Here is a 14654-nt window from a genome sequence, read left to right on the forward strand (position 1 = left end):
CTAGTTCTTTCCGGGACGATGCGGCGAGTACCGCGAGACCGCGGTCCGCAGCCTCTCCGTCCTGGGAGGACCAATGAGAAAAAGCGCTGCCGTGCTGTGCGGTGCCGCCGTCGTCATGGCCGGATCCCTCACGGCCGTCCCCGCCGACGCGAGCACGCCGCATCCCGCAGCCGCCGCATCCGCCGCCAAGGTCACCTGGAAGAAGTGCGGCACCACCAGTTATCCGACGCTCCAGTGCGGGTCCTTGAAGGTGCCGCTCGACTACAGACATCCGTCCGGGAAGAAGATCACGCTGGCGCTGTCCCGCGTCCCGCACACCGCCAAGACCTACCAGGGCCCCCTGCTGGTCAACCCCGGCGGTCCCGGCGGCAGCGGCCTCTCGCTCGCCGGTTTCGTCGCCTCCTCCCTGCCCAAGGACGTCGCGGCCCAGTACGACGTCATCGGCTTCGACCCGCGGGGCGTGGGCAGGAGTTCCCCGGCGCTCGACTGCAAGCCGGGTTCCTTCAACCCCGTGCGCCCGGACTCGGTGCCGAGCACGCCCGCGATCGAGAACGCCAACCTCGCGCGCGCGAAGTCCTTCGCCGCCGCCTGCGGCAAGAAGTACGCGAGCGTGCTGCCGCACATCAACACGGTCAACTCGGCGACCGACATGGACGCGATCCGCAAGGCCCTCGGCGCGAAGAAGATCAATTACTTCGGTTACTCCTACGGCACCTATCTCGGCGCGGTGTACGCCAAGCTCTTCCCCGAGCGGGTGCGCCGGCTGGTCCTCGACTCGATCGTGGACCCGACGGGCGTCTGGTACGAGGACAACGTCCGGCAGGACTACGCCTTCGAGGGCCGTCAGCAGGCCTTCATGGCGTGGATCGCGAAGCACGACTCGACCTACAAGCTGGGCACGGACCCGGCGAAGATCGAGGCCAAGTGGTACGCGATGCGGGCGGCGCTCGCCAAGAAGCCCGCGGGCGGCAAGGTCGGCGCCTCCGAACTGGAGGACACCTTCATCCCGGGCGGCTACTACAACGGCTACTGGCCCTACCTCGCCCAGGCGTTCGCGGCGTACGCGAACGACAAGAAGACCGGGCCGCTGGTCGAGGCGTACAAGAACTTCGCCGCCGTGGACGCCTCCGGCGACAACGGCTACAGCGTCTACACCTCCGTCCAGTGCCGTGACACCTCGTGGCCGCGAGACTGGCGGCAGTGGCGCAAGGACAACTGGGCCGTGCACGCCAAGGCGCCGTTCATGACCTGGAACAACGCCTGGTACAACGCGCCCTGCGCCTTCTGGCCGGTCTCCTCCAAGCGCCTGGTGAGCGTCGCCAACAGCAAGCTGCCGCCGGTGCTGCTGTTCCAGGCGACCGACGACGCGGCCACCCCGTACGGGGGCGGTGTCACGGTGCACCGGCTGCTGCGGAACTCCAGCCTGGTGGTGGAGCAGGGCGGCGGCAACCACGGCATCACGCTGAGCGGGAACGCCTGCCTGGACAAGCACCTGGCGACGTACCTGACCAACGGCAAGGTGCCGCGCGGGCACGGCGTCGCGGACGCGGTGTGCCGGCGGCTGCCCGACCCGAAGCCGCTGAGCGCGGCGGCGTCCGCCGCGGCCGCCTCCCCGTCCGGCGCCGCGCGCGGGGCGGCGTTGCACGACCTCGTCCGCTTCCGCGGCTGAGCGGCCGAACCGGCTCCGCCGGGCCGCCGCACGCGGTCTGACGGTCCGTCGGGGGCGGTGACCGGTTCATGGTTGTCGGACGCATGGTCCACCATGGACGCATGAGCGAGCCAACCAGGATTCCCGCCCCCGACGGGGTCGCCCCCGCCGCGCACTACTCCCATGTCGTCATGGGCACCGGCCGTTTCGTCGCGATCTCCGGCCAGGTCGCCCTGGACGAGAACGGCGAGCTCGTGGGCGAGGGCGACCCGGACGCGCAGGCCCGGCAGATCTTCGAGAACCTCCGCCGCTGCCTGGCCGCCGCCGGCGCGACCTTCGACAACGTCGTCAAGTTCACCTACTTCCTCACGGACACGGCCCACCTCCCGGCGATCCGCGCCGCCCGCACGGCCCACCTGGCCGACGACCGCCTGCCCGCCTCCTCGGCCGTCCAGGTCGCGGCCCTGGTCCGCCCCGAGTTCCTGATGGAGGTCGAGGCGTTCGCCGTAGTGCCCGAGTGAGGTGTTCCCGTCGCACCGCCTGGGCGACCCGGGCGAGGTGTTCCCGCGCGCGGCCGCCGGACCCTGCCGCGTGCTCCCGCGGGTCCCGGCCGCTCACCCGGACTTCGGGATGCGGGCCAGGGCGTCGACCGCCGCCTCCGCCAGGGCCGGGTGGGCGAGGGCCTCGGTGAGGACGGGGCGGGCCCGCACGTCGCCCAGCGTGCCCAGGCCCTCCACACAGGCCAGGGCCACCCGGCGGTAGGGGTCGTGCGGGCGGAGCCGGCGTTCCAGCGTGGTGATCAGGGCGGGCACGGACTCGGGGGCCCGCAGCTCCACCAGCAGCCGTACCGGATGCAGCGCGTAGGCGACACGCAGCTCGTTGGTGGCCAGGGCCGCCGCGGCGCGGGCGGTGCGGGGATCGCCGAGCCGGGCCAGCGCGTACGCGGCACCGACGCAGCGCGGCGGGTCGCGGTGGTTCAGCAGCAGCACCAGGGACTCGAAGGCCCGCCGGTCCCCCGCGAGGCCGAGGCGGAACGCGGCCAGCTCCCGGGCCCACAACGGCTGCCCGGGCGCCGTGAGCACCTCGGCCAGCTCGCCCGGGTCCCCGGTGGCCACCAGATGTTCGTACGCCGCCGATCCGCCCGTCTCCTGCCGTAAGCGCTCCGTGAGCGATCGCAACTCTTCGTCCACGAGGGCCAGCCTAGGAGCGTGGCCCGCCACGCGGGACGTACATCACAAACTCAGGGGGGTGGCGCGCTCGTTACCCACCGGTTAGGCTCAGACGAGCGAGACACCCTCTCGCACCCTCTCGCAGTGGCCTGGTGACGCAGCCACCGCGAGTGTTGTCGGTTCGGTACCCCGAGTACCGCAGTACGACCCGGCTTCGGGACAGAGCCGGTCGGCTTCGCCGGCTGCCGGGCGCGCAGGCGCCCGCGGCGAAAGGCACCGGGCCTGTGCGCATTCGGCCCGACAGCACCCGCAACCCCCTCCTTCCGCACCCGTGGCGCCCGTCGGCGCACCCGGGGCGCGTTCCCAGTCGTCACCCTCATTCCTGGAGTCCCGCGATGGCCACTCCCCTCTCCGACATCTCCCTGTCCCCGCTGAAGACGATCGCCGTCGTCGGCCTCGGCACCATGGGCACCGGCATCACCGAGGTCCTGGCCCGCGCGGGCCGCGAGGTCGTCGGCATCGACATCAGCGAGGCGGCGGCCGCCAGGTGCGTCGCCGCCCTGGCGAACTCCACCGCCCGCGCCGTGGAACGCGGACGCCTGACCGACCGGGAGCGCACGGACGCGCTCGCCCGCGTGCGCACCTCCACCGACCTGGCCGCGGCGGCCGACGCCGACCTGGTCATCGAGGTGGCGCCGGAGTCGTACGAGACCAAGCAGCAGATCCTCCGGGAGCTGGACGGCATCGTGCGGCCGGGGGCGATCCTGGCCACCGGCACCAACGCCCTGTCGGTGACCCGCCTGGCCGCCGACTCGGCCCACCCGGAACGGGTGCTCGGCCTGCACTTCTTCAACCCCGCGCAGGCCATGAGGCTGGTCGAGATCGTCTCCTCGGTGCTGACCGCCCCGCAGGCCGTCGAGGCGGTCACCGACCTCGCCCTCGAACTGGGCAAGGAGCCCGTCGCGATCGGCGACCGGCCCGGATTCGTCGCCGACGGGCTGCTGTTCGGCTACCTCAACCAGGCCGCGGCGATGTTCGAGGCAAGGTACGCCACCCGCGAGGACATCGACGCCGCGATGCGGCTCGGCTGCGGACTGCCGATGGGCCCGCTGGCACTGCTCGACCTGATCGGCGTCGACACCGCGCGCACGGTCCTGGAGGCCATGTACGCCGAGTCGCGCGACCGGCTGCACGCCCCCGCGCCGATCCTGAAGCAGCTCAGCGAGGCCGGTCTGACGGGCCGCAAGGCGGGCCGCGGCTTCTACACCTACGAGGCCCCGGGCAGCGGCACCGTCGTGCGGGACGCGCTGACCCCGCCGGCCGGTGACGTCCTCGCCCCCGGCCGCCCCGTGCGCTCCGTCGGCGTCGCCGGCTCGGGCACCATGGCCTCCGGCATCGCCGAGGTGTTCGCGAAGGCCGGGTACGAGGTCGTGCTGGCCGCCCGCAGCGCGGAGAAGGCGCAGGCCGCCAAGGCCCGTATCGGCAAGTCGCTTTCACGCTCCGTCGACAAGGGCCGGCTGACCGCCGAGGCCGCCGCGCAGACCCTGGACCGGATCACGGCGACCGGCACCCTCGACGACTTCGCCGAGGTGGACCTCGCCGTCGAGGCCGTCGCCGAGGACCTGTCGGTCAAGCAGCAGCTGTTCGCGGCGCTGGACAAGGTCTGCAAGCCGGGCGCGATCCTGGCCACCACCACCTCCTCGCTTCCCGTGGTCGCCTGCGCCCGCGCCACCTCGCGCCCGCACGAGGTGATCGGCATGCACTTCTTCAACCCGGCGCCCGCGATGAAGCTGGTCGAGGTCGTCCGCACGGTGCTGACGGAGGACGACGTCCACGCGACGGTCCGCGAGGTCTGCGTCAGGATCAAGAAGCACGCCGTCGACTGCGGGGACCGGGCGGGCTTCATCGTCAACGCCCTGCTGTTCCCGTACCTCAACAACGCGATCAAGATGGTGCAGGAGCACTACGCGTCCCTGGACGACATCGACGCGGCGATGAAGCTCGGCGGCGGCTACCCCATGGGCCCGTTCGAACTGCTCGACGTCGTCGGCCTGGACGTCTCGCTGGCCATCGAGAGGGTCCTGCACCGCGAGTTCCGCGACCCGGGCCTGGCCCCGGCACCGCTCCTGGAGCATCTGGTGGCCGCGGGCTGCCTCGGCCGCAAGACCGGCCGTGGCTTCCGCGAATATGCCCGGCACTGACCGGTCCGGCGACCGGTTCACGGACGGGCGGGAGTGGGGCGGCCTGCTGGAACCGGCGGCCGCTACCCCGTCCACCGAGGACGGGGGAACCCGGGGACGTGCGCACCGGGCTGCGCGGATGCAGTACGTTCGGGTCATGCCCCAGCCCGCCAAGTCCACACGTACACCCGCCACGACCGACGCGCCGGAGAGCGCCGCCGGCTCCCGCGCGGCCGCCCAACGGCTCAAGATGCGCCGGGAGCTGGCGGCCGCCGCGATGGAGCTGTTCGCGACCAAGGGGTACGAGGCGACCACGGTCGACGAGATCGCCGCGGCGGCCGGGGTCGCCCGCCGCACCTTCTTCCGGCACTTCCGCTCCAAGGAAGAGGCCATCTTCCCCGACCACGACGACACCCTGATCCGCGCCGAGGCCGTCCTCAACGCGGCCCCCGCGCACGAGCACCCGCTCGACACGGTGTGCCGGGGCATCAAGGAAGTCATGAAGATGTACGCGGCGCAGCCGGAGATCTCGGTCGCCCGCTACAAGCTGACCCGCGAGGTGCCCACGCTGCGCGAGGCGGAGATCGCCTCAGTGGCCCGCTACGAGCGCCTGTTCACGCGTTATCTGCTGGGCCACTTCGACGAACGCGTGCACGCCGACGACGCCAACGACGACCCGCTGCTCGCGGAGGTCGCCGCCTCGGCCGTGGTCACCGCACACAACCACGTGCTGCGGCGCTGGCTGCGGGCCGACGGCCAGGGAGACGTCGAGGCGCAGCTCGACCACGCCTTCGCGATCGTGCGCAAGACGTTCGGCACCGGGATCGGGGCCGGCCGCGCCGCGGCGCCCGCGTCCGACGCCGGGCCCTCGGCCGCGGTGTCCCAGCAGGGCGAGGTACTGGTGGCGGTCGCCCGCACCGACGCCCCGCTGGAAGAGGTCATGCGGACCATCGAGGAGGCGCTGAAAGCGCGCTGAAGGACCTCGCGACGGGCGGCGAGAGCCGCGTACCGCCTCGCGACCACGAGAGCCGCGTAACTGACGGCCACCCCACGGGGTGGCCGTTTTTGCATGTCGGAGTCCCTTTTCGCCCGTCTCGGCGGCCCCGTTCGATCGATCATCGCTCATTTGTTGCGTAAAGTTTTCGTCTGAGCGAGAATTCTGGCACTCAGTGCCTTGCCAGGTGACACGCGGTGTCATACGTTGAAGGTGTCCGGGCGGCCGGCGCGCGGAGAACCGCACGCACGCCGGCTGTCCCAGCAAGCCGATGGCGGCTCGCACGCCCGGACGCCTGCGTCACAGGCAACCTCCCGCGCCACAAAGCGCTGCCGAAAAGCCCCACCCGCCGAACCGACGGCACCCGGCCGGACCGACGGCCCCCTCACCCCCTCAGCAGCACCGACGTAACCCTCAGCGCCCCTCCCTCAGGGCGCTCGACGCCGGAGGCAACACCGTGACCGTGAAGGACATCCTGGACGCGATCCAGTCGCCGGACTCCACTCCCGCCGACTTCGCCGCCCTGCCACTGCCCGAGTCGTACCGCGCGATCACCGTGCACAAGGACGAGACGGAGATGTTCGACGGGCTCTCCACCCGCGACAAGGACCCGCGCAAGTCCCTACACCTGGACGAGGTGCCACTGCCCGAGCTGGGCCCGGGCGAGGCCCTGGTGGCCGTCATGGCCTCCTCGGTCAACTACAACTCCGTGTGGACCTCGATCTTCGAGCCGCTGTCGACGTTCGGCTTCCTGGAGCGCTACGGCCGCACCAGCGAGCTGGCCAAGCGGCACGACCTGCCGTACCACATCATCGGCTCCGACCTGGCCGGCGTCGTCCTGCGCACCGGCCCCGGCGTCAACGCCTGGCAGCCCGGTGACGAGGTCGTCGCGCACTGCCTGTCCGTCGAACTGGAGTCGAGCGACGGCCACAACGACACGATGCTCGACCCGGAGCAGCGCATCTGGGGCTTCGAGACCAACTTCGGCGGCCTCGCCGAGATCGCGCTCGTCAAGTCCAACCAGCTGATGCCCAAGCCCGGCCATCTGAGCTGGGAGGAGGCCGCCGCCCCCGGCCTGGTGAACTCCACCGCCTACCGCCAGCTGGTCTCCCGCAACGGCGCCGGCATGAAGCAGGGCGACAACGTGCTCATCTGGGGCGCGAGCGGCGGACTCGGCAGCTACGCCACGCAGTTCGCCCTCGCCGGCGGCGCGACCCCCGTCTGCGTCGTCTCCAGCGAGCAGAAGGCGGACCTCTGCCGCGCCATGGGCGCCGAGGCGATCATCGACCGCACCGCCGAGGGCTACCGGTTCTGGAAGGACGAGCACACCCAGGACCCCAAGGAGTGGAAGCGCTTCGGCAAGCGCATCCGCGAACTCACCGGTGGCGAGGACGTCGACATCGTCTTCGAGCACCCCGGCCGCGAGACCTTCGGCGCGAGCGTGTACGTCACCCGCAAGGGAGGGACCATCGTCACCTGCGCCTCCACCACGGGCTACACCCACGAGTACGACAACCGCTACCTGTGGATGTCCCTGAAGCGCATCATCGGCTCCCACTTCGCCAACTACCGCGAGGCCTGGGAGGCCAACCGCCTGATCGCCAAGGGCAGGATCCACCCGACGCTGTCCCGGGTCTACTCCCTGGAGGACACCGGGCAGGCGGCGTACGACGTGCACCGCAACCTGCACCAGGGCAAGGTCGGCGTGCTGTGCCTGGCGCCCGAGGAGGGCCTGGGCGTGCGCGACGAGGAGATGCGCGCCGAGCACATCGACGCCATCAACCGCTTCCGGAACGTCTGAGAGGCGCACATGAGTGAGCGTCAGACACCGCGGGCGCACGCGGACAGAGACCGGCCGTGGCTCATGCGCACCTACGCCGGCCACTCCACGGCCGAGGCCTCCAACGAGCTGTACCGGCGCAACCTCGCCAAGGGCCAGACCGGTCTGTCGGTGGCGTTCGACCTGCCGACGCAGACCGGCTACGACCCCGACCACGTGCTCGCCCGCGGCGAGGTCGGCCGGGTCGGTGTGCCGGTCGCGCACCTCGGCGACATGCGCCGGCTGTTCCAGGACATCCCCCTGGAGCAGACGAACACCTCGATGACGATCAACGCCACGGCCATGTGGCTGCTGGCGCTGTACCAGGTCGTCGCGGAGGAGCAGGGCGCGGACATCACCAAGCTCCAGGGCACGACCCAGAACGACATCGTCAAGGAGTACCTGTCCCGCGGCACCCATGTCTTCCCGCCGGGCCCGAGCCTCCGGCTGACCACGGACATGATCGCGTACACGGTCTCCCACATGCCCAAGTGGAACCCGATCAACATCTGCAGCTACCACCTCCAGGAAGCCGGCGCCACGCCGGTGCAGGAGATCGCGTACGCGATGTCCACCGCGATCGCCGTCCTGGACGCGGTGCGCGACAGCGGCCAGGTGCCGCGGGAGCGCATGGGCGATGTCGTCGGCCGCATCTCCTTCTTCGTGAACGCGGGCGTCCGCTTCGTCGAGGAGATGTGCAAGATGCGGGCGTTCGGCCGCGTCTGGGACCGGATCACCCGCGAGCGGTACGGCATCGAGGACCCCAGGCACCGCCGCTTCCGCTACGGCGTCCAGGTCAACTCCCTCGGCCTGACCGAGGCGCAGCCGGAGAACAACGTCCAGCGGATCGTCCTGGAGATGCTGGCCGTCACCCTCTCCAAGGACGCACGCGCGCGCGCCGTGCAGCTGCCGGCCTGGAACGAGGCCCTCGGCCTGCCCCGGCCCTGGGACCAGCAGTGGTCGCTGCGCATCCAGCAGGTGCTGGCGTACGAGTCCGACCTGCTGGAGTACGAGGACATCTTCGAGGGCTCGAAGGTGATCGAGGCGAAGGTGGCGGAGCTGGTCGAGGCGGTCCTCGCCGAGATCGAGCACATCCAGGAGCTGGGCGGCGCGATGGCCGCCGTGGAGTCCGGTTACCTGAAGTCGCAGCTGGTTGCCTCGCACGCCGAGCGCCGGGCCCGGATCGAGTCGGGCCGGGAGAAGATCGTCGGCGTCAACATATTCGAGGGCACCGAGCCGAACCCGCTCACCGCCGATCTGGACACCGCGATCCAGACGGTCGACCCGGCGGTCGAGGCCCGTGTGACCGCCTCGCTCCGGCACTGGCGCGACACCCGCTACCAGCCGCCGTTCAACCACCCGCGCCCCTGCAAGGCGCTGGAGCGGCTGAAGGATGCGGCCAAGGGCACCGGCAACCTCATGGAGGCCACGCTGGAGTGCGCCCGCTCGGGTGTCACGACCGGCGAGTGGGCCGGGGCCCTGCGCGAGGTGTTCGGCGAGTTCCGGGCGCCGACCGGGGTGTCCTCCGCTCCGGTGGCCGTGACCGCCGAGGAGGGCTCGGCCCTGTCCGAGGTGCGGCGCAAGGTGGACGCCACCGCCCGAGACCTGGGCGTGGGCAAGCTGCGCTTCCTGGTCGGCAAGCCGGGCCTGGACGGGCACTCCAACGGCGCCGAGCAGATCGCCGTACGGGCCCGCGACGCCGGGTTCGAGGTGGTCTACCAGGGCATCCGGCTCACCCCCGAGCAGATCGTGGACGCGGCCCTCGCCGAGGACGTGCACGCGGTCGGCCTGTCCATCCTGTCCGGCTCGCACGCCCAGCTGGTGCCGGACGTGCTGGAGCGGCTGCGCCAGGCCGGCGCGGCCGACATCCCGGTGATCGCCGGCGGGATCATTCCGAACGGTGACGCCGAGCAGCTCAGGGCCGCGGGAGTGGCCGCGGTCTTCACCCCGAAGGACTTCGACATCACCGGGATCATCGGCCGTATCGTCGACGAGATCCGGAAAGCGAACAAGCTCGACCCCCTGGAGGTCCCCGCATGACCGCCCGCCCGTCGCCCGCCACCACCCCTTCAGCGAGCGGCTCCGCCGCGCCCCTTCCCGTTCCCCAGGTCGACCGCCTACGTCCGCGGCGCTCCTGCCTGGCCGTACCGGGCTCGAACCCCCGTTTCCTGGAGAAGGCGCAGGGCCTGCCCGCCGACCAGGTGTTCCTCGACCTGGAGGACGCCTGCGCGCCGCTCGCCAAGCCGGAGGCGCGGCACACCATCGTCAAGTTCCTCAACGAGGGCGACTGGACGGGCAAGACCAGGGTGGTCCGGGTCAACGACTGGACGACCGAGTGGACGTACCGGGACGTCGTGACGGTGGTCGAGGGCGCGGGCCAGAACCTGGACTGCATCATGCTGCCGAAGGTGCAGGACGCCCAGCAGGTCGTCGCGCTCGACCTGCTGCTGACGCAGATCGAGAAGACCATGGGCTTCGAGGTGGGCCGCATCGGCATCGAGGCGCAGATCGAGAACGCGCGGGGCCTGAACAACGTCAACGAGATCGCGCAGGCCTCCGGGCGTATCGAGACGATCATCTTCGGCCCGGCCGACTTCATGGCGTCCATCAACATGAAGTCGCTCGTCGTGGGCGAGCAGCCGCCCGGCTACCCGGCGGACGCCTACCACTACATCCTGATGAAGATCCTGATGGCCGCGCGCGCCAACGACCTCCAGGCGATCGACGGCCCCTACCTTCAGATCCGCAACGTCGACGGCTTCCGCGAGGTGGCGGGGCGGGCCGCCGCCCTCGGCTTCGACGGCAAGTGGGTGCTGCACCCCGGCCAGGTGGAGGCCGCCAACGAGGTCTTCTCGCCGTCCCAGGAGGACTACGACCACGCGGAGCTGATCCTGGACGCGTACGAGTACTGCACGTCCGAGGCGGGCGGCAAGAAGGGCTCGGCGATGCTCGGCGACGAGATGATCGACGAGGCCAGCCGCAAGATGGCGCTGGTCGTCGCGGGCAAGGGCCGCGCGGCGGGCATGCGGCGCACCAGCACGTTCGAGATCCCGGAGGGCTGAGCGGCATGCAGTTCGGACGGACCTTCGAGGAGTTCGAGGTCGGGGCGGTCTACAAGCACTGGCCGGGCAAGACGGTCACGGAGTACGACGACCACCTGTTCTGCCTCCTGACCATGAACCACCACCCGCTCCACATGGACGCCAACTACGCCGAGAAGACGACCGACTTCGGCAAGAACGTCGTCGTGGGCAACTACATCTACTCCCTGCTGCTCGGCATGTCCGTCCCGGACGTCTCCGGCAAGGCCATCGCCAACCTGGAGATCGAGTCGCTCAAGCACGTGGCTCCGACCTTCCACGGCGACACGATCTACGGCGAGACGACCGTGCTCGACAAGTGGCCGTCGAAGTCGAAGAGCGACCGCGGCATCGTCCACGTCGAGACCAGGGGCTACAAGCAGGACGGCACGCTGGTGTGCACCTTCCGGCGCAAGGTGATGGTGCCGACCGAGACGTACACCAAGGAGCGCGGCGGCGAACAGCCGGGCCGCCCGCCCGTCTCCCACCACCACCCTCAAACGACGCCCCTGCGGGGCGGCACACCCAATTCGGAACCCAGGGAGCAGGGGAAGTAGGCCATGGCCCGACTCGCCCAGACCGCCGGTCTGACGGACGTGCAGCAGGAGATCGTCTCCACCGTCCGGGACTTTGTCGACAAGGAGATCATCCCGGTCGCGACCGAGCTGGAGCACCGCGACGAGTACCCGCAAGCGATCGTGGACGGCCTGAGGGAACTGGGCCTGTTCGGTCTGATGATCCCCGAGGAGTACGGGGGCCTGGGCGAGTCGCTGCTGACGTACGCGCTGTGCGTGGAGGAGATCGCCCGCGGCTGGATGTCGGTGTCCGGCATCATCAACACGCACTTCATCGTCGCGTACATGCTCAAGCAGCACGGCACGCAGGAGCAGAAGGACCACTTCCTGCCCCGAATGGCGGCCGGCGACGTCCGCGGCGCCTTCTCGATGTCGGAGCCGGGCCTGGGCTCCGATGTGTCGGCGATCACGTCGAAGGCGGTGAAGGACGGCGACGAGTACGTCCTGACCGGCCAGAAGATGTGGCTGACGAACGGCGGTACGTCGTCACTCGTGGCGGTCCTGGTCAAAAGTGACGAGGGCCACCCCGAGGGCACCGCGCCCCACAAGTCCATGACGACCTTCCTGGTGGAGAAGGAGCCCGGCTTCGGCGAGGTCCGCCCCGGACTGACCATCCCCGGCAAGATCGACAAGATGGGCTACAAGGGCGTCGACACCACCGAGCTGATCATGGACGGGCTGCGCGTCCCGGCCGACCGGGTGCTCGGCGGCGTCACCGGCCGCGGCTTCTACCAGATGATGGACGGCGTCGAGGTCGGCCGCGTGAACGTGGCGGCCCGGGGCTGCGGCGTCGCCCAGCGCGCCTTCGAGCTGGGTGTGGCCTACGCCCAGCAGCGCCACACCTTCGGCAAGCCGATCGCCCAGCACCAGGCCATCCAGTTCAAGCTGGCGGAGATGGCCACCAAGGTCGAGGCCGCCCACGCCATGATGGTGAACGCGGCCCGCAAGAAGGACTCGGGCGAGCGCAACGACCTCGAGGCCGGCATGGCGAAGTACCTGGCCTCCGAGTACTGCAAGGAGGTCGTGGAGGACGCCTTCCGCATCCACGGCGGCTACGGCTTCTCCAAGGAGTACGAGATCGAGCGCCTGTACCGTGAGGCACCCATGCTGCTCATCGGTGAAGGCACCGCCGAGATCCAGAAAATGATCATCGGTCGCAGGCTGCTCGAAGAGTATCGGTTCCAGGGCTGAATGTCCGGCTACGGGGTGTTTTCTCCGAGAAGAAGATCACACCCCGTCAGCGGTGTTCGGCTGCCGACTCGGCAGCTCGGCTTACCCAGTTGTGGCCCTTAACCGCTACGATCGCGGAAAGCCGCCGTCCCCCGTCGAAAGCGCGGCATCATCCGCTACGAAGGTCATCCATGCCCCACAGCCAAACCTCTGCACATCGTGACAGCCTGGCCGGCGTACGCCTTGCGCGCGGAGCATCGCCGTGGCTTCTTCCGACCGTCGCCACCGCAGCCGTCAGCCTTCTCCGCGCCCGCCGCTCGGGTGCCGCCAAGGCCGTAGCCGTTCCCGCCACCGCGCTGGCGGCGGGGATGCTGTGGTTCTTCCGCGACCCCGAGCGCGAGATCGCCCAGGGCCGGGTCATCTCGCCCGCCGACGGTGTGGTGCAGAGCATCATGCCGTGGAAGGACGGCCGCACCCGCGTCGCGATCTTCATGAGCCCGCTGAACGTCCATGTCAACCGCGCCCCGCTCTCCGGCACGGTCACCTCGGTCGAGCACGTCCCCGGCGGGTTCGTTCCGGCTTTCAACAAGGAGAGCGAGAACAACGAGCGGGTCGTCTGGCACTTCGACACCGAGCTCGGCGACATCGAGATGGTCCAGATCGCCGGCGCGGTGGCACGCCGCATCGTCCCCTACATCCCGTCCGGCACCAAGGTCGAGCAGGGCGAGCGGATCGGTCTGATCCGTTTCGGTTCGCGCGTCGACCTGTACCTGCCCGAGGGTGTGGACGTCGCGGTCGAGGTCGGCCAGAAGACCGTGGCTGGGGTGACTCGCATTGACCGTCATTGATCCCGAGACCCAGGCCGGCTGGGTGCCGGAGGCGGACGAGGTGGACGAAGAGGAGGAGATGCCCCTCTCGTTGCGCCTGTCGATAGCGGACACCCTCACCCTGGGCAACGCGACCTGCGGCTTCATGGCGGTGTACTTCACCACCACCGGCATCCTGATCCCGCACCTGACCGGCAACGACGAGTCGGCGGGCATGGCCCGGCACAGCGCCGCCACGGCGGTCATCCTGATGCTGTGCGCGGCGGTCTTCGACCTGTTCGACGGCCTGGTCGCCAGGAAGCTGCGCTCCTCCCCCATGGGCGCGGAGCTGGACAACCTCTCCGACCTGATCAGCTTCGGCCTGGCCCCGGCGTACTTCGTCCTCGTCTACGGCATGGTCGCGGACGACGCCCACCAGAGGGTGGCGGCCCTCGGTGCGATCGTGGTGCTGCTGGCGGTGGTCCTCCGGCTCGCGAGATTCTCCTGCGTGACGCTGAAGGACGGCATGTTCCAGGGCATGCCCTCCCCCTTCGGCGCGCTGACGGTCGTTTCGATCGTCCTCCTCGAGCTGCCCTTCGTGGCCACGCTGCTGGCCATCCTCGGCACCGCGTGGCTGATGGTGAGCCGCGTGGAGTACCCGAAGCCGAGGGGCCGCCTGGCGGTGGCCATGCTGTCCTGGATCGTCCTGTCCATGGGCCTCCTGGCAGCCTGGGCCTTCGACGCCCCGAGCGGCCAGCTCCTCCTCCAGACCGGCTGCGCCCTGCAACTGGTCATGGGCGCGGTGATCCCCCTGTTCGCCACGGCCCGCCGAGTGAACAACTTCCGCGACAACCGCCGCGAGGCACGGGCGGCCCAGCCGTAGCGCTCCGCTGTCGGCCGCCGATTGGGAAGGGCCCCGAACCGTGAGGTTCGGGGCCCTTCCCATGTCCCCGTGTCACGGGACACCGCCGGGCTTCCGGGGGGCCGGGACCGTGGGGCGGAGCGGGGCACGAGGGCGCGGGGAGGCGTCGAGTACCCCGGTGGGGGTGCAGGTGCAGGGGGCGCATCCCTGCAGGTGCAGGGGGGCGCGTTCCAGCCGGGCGGCGAGGGCACGTCTCAGCCGGGGCCGCTCGGCCGCTCGGCCGCAGCCTGGGTGGGGCGGGGTGCAGGGGCGCAAGGGGCGATGCCAGCCGAGACGCAGGGCAGGGTCTGA

The 14654-nt window shown here is 70.4% G+C and carries 12 protein-coding genes; 11 read left to right on the forward strand and 1 reads right to left on the reverse strand.

Annotated features, from left to right (window positions below; genetic code table 11):
* The first annotated feature begins 73 nt into the window (after positions 1–73).
* The gene (locus ACFY3J_RS25930; RefSeq protein ID WP_390841836.1) at positions 74–1669 is read left to right on the forward strand and encodes an alpha/beta hydrolase; all 1596 of its coding nucleotides are present in this window, start codon (positions 74–76) and stop codon (positions 1667–1669) included.
* Between the two features lie 101 nt (positions 1670–1770).
* Positions 1771–2169: a RidA family protein gene (locus ACFY3J_RS25935; protein WP_390841837.1), complete on the forward strand. Its 399-nt coding sequence runs from the start codon at positions 1771–1773 to the stop codon at positions 2167–2169.
* A 93-nt stretch (positions 2170–2262) separates the two neighbouring features.
* Here the strand turns inward: ACFY3J_RS25935 and ACFY3J_RS25940 are convergent, their stop codons facing one another.
* Positions 2263–2838, reverse strand: coding sequence for an adenylosuccinate lyase (locus ACFY3J_RS25940; RefSeq protein WP_384184963.1), 576 nt, complete (start codon positions 2836–2838; stop codon positions 2263–2265).
* A gap of 374 nt (positions 2839–3212) precedes the next feature.
* Here ACFY3J_RS25940 and ACFY3J_RS25945 point away from each other — a divergent pair, with 374 nt between their 5' ends.
* The 9 genes from ACFY3J_RS25945 to pssA all read left to right on the forward strand — a co-directional run bounded on the left by ACFY3J_RS25945 (position 3213) and on the right by pssA (position 14324).
* Positions 3213–5018 (forward strand): 3-hydroxyacyl-CoA dehydrogenase family protein, encoded by a 1806-nt coding sequence (locus tag ACFY3J_RS25945; RefSeq protein ID WP_390841838.1) that lies wholly within the window; start codon positions 3213–3215, stop codon positions 5016–5018.
* A gap of 136 nt (positions 5019–5154) precedes the next feature.
* Positions 5155–5973, forward strand: coding sequence for a TetR family transcriptional regulator (locus ACFY3J_RS25950; protein ID WP_384184957.1), 819 nt, complete (start codon positions 5155–5157; stop codon positions 5971–5973).
* Between the two features lie 475 nt (positions 5974–6448).
* Positions 6449–7792, forward strand: coding sequence for a crotonyl-CoA carboxylase/reductase (gene ccrA, locus ACFY3J_RS25955; RefSeq protein WP_390841839.1), 1344 nt, complete (start codon positions 6449–6451; stop codon positions 7790–7792).
* Between the two features lie 9 nt (positions 7793–7801).
* The gene (locus ACFY3J_RS25960; RefSeq protein ID WP_384184951.1) at positions 7802–9850 is read left to right on the forward strand and encodes a protein meaA; all 2049 of its coding nucleotides are present in this window, start codon (positions 7802–7804) and stop codon (positions 9848–9850) included.
* Positions 9847–10872, forward strand: a complete 1026-nt coding sequence (locus ACFY3J_RS25965) for an HpcH/HpaI aldolase/citrate lyase family protein (protein ID WP_390841840.1) — start codon at positions 9847–9849, stop codon at positions 10870–10872. The genes ACFY3J_RS25960 and ACFY3J_RS25965 overlap by 4 nt, the downstream gene beginning before the upstream one ends.
* Positions 10873–10877: 5 nt before the next feature.
* Positions 10878–11447, forward strand: a complete 570-nt coding sequence (locus ACFY3J_RS25970; protein ID WP_384184944.1) for a MaoC family dehydratase — start codon at positions 10878–10880, stop codon at positions 11445–11447.
* Positions 11448–11450: 3 nt separating this feature from the next.
* Positions 11451–12656, forward strand: a complete 1206-nt coding sequence (locus tag ACFY3J_RS25975) for an acyl-CoA dehydrogenase family protein (protein ID WP_384184941.1) — start codon at positions 11451–11453, stop codon at positions 12654–12656.
* A 170-nt stretch (positions 12657–12826) separates the two neighbouring features.
* A complete protein-coding gene (locus ACFY3J_RS25980; protein WP_281156604.1) occupies positions 12827–13483 on the forward strand; it encodes a phosphatidylserine decarboxylase in 657 nt (218 codons plus the stop codon).
* A gap of 22 nt (positions 13484–13505) precedes the next feature.
* Positions 13506–14324 carry a CDP-diacylglycerol--serine O-phosphatidyltransferase gene (pssA, locus tag ACFY3J_RS25985; RefSeq protein ID WP_100566767.1) on the forward strand — a complete coding sequence of 273 codons (819 nt, stop codon included), beginning with the start codon at positions 13506–13508 and terminating at the stop codon, positions 14322–14324.
* The last annotated feature ends 330 nt before the right edge of the window (positions 14325–14654 follow it).

The organism is Streptomyces sp. NPDC001231 (genome assembly GCF_042896885.1).
Taxonomy (GTDB): domain Bacteria; phylum Actinomycetota; class Actinomycetes; order Streptomycetales; family Streptomycetaceae; genus Streptomyces.

Bases quoted from the DNA above. Each gene is read 5' to 3' on its own strand.
- ACFY3J_RS25975 (WP_384184941.1), top strand. From the start codon at position 11,451: ATGGCCCGACTCGCCCAGACCGCCGGTCTGACGGACGTGCAGCAGGAG.
- ACFY3J_RS25970 (WP_384184944.1), top strand. From the start codon at position 10,878: ATGCAGTTCGGACGGACCTTCGAGGAGTTCGAGGTCGGGGCGGTCTAC.
- ACFY3J_RS25935 (WP_390841837.1), top strand. From the start codon at position 1,771: ATGAGCGAGCCAACCAGGATTCCCGCCCCCGACGGGGTCGCCCCCGCC.
- ACFY3J_RS25950 (WP_384184957.1), top strand. From the start codon at position 5,155: ATGCCCCAGCCCGCCAAGTCCACACGTACACCCGCCACGACCGACGCG.
- ACFY3J_RS25960 (WP_384184951.1), top strand. From the start codon at position 7,802: ATGAGTGAGCGTCAGACACCGCGGGCGCACGCGGACAGAGACCGGCCG.
- ACFY3J_RS25980 (WP_281156604.1), top strand. From the start codon at position 12,827: ATGCCCCACAGCCAAACCTCTGCACATCGTGACAGCCTGGCCGGCGTA.
- ACFY3J_RS25930 (WP_390841836.1), top strand. From the start codon at position 74: ATGAGAAAAAGCGCTGCCGTGCTGTGCGGTGCCGCCGTCGTCATGGCC.
- ACFY3J_RS25945 (WP_390841838.1), top strand. From the start codon at position 3,213: ATGGCCACTCCCCTCTCCGACATCTCCCTGTCCCCGCTGAAGACGATC.
- ACFY3J_RS25965 (WP_390841840.1), top strand. From the start codon at position 9,847: ATGACCGCCCGCCCGTCGCCCGCCACCACCCCTTCAGCGAGCGGCTCC.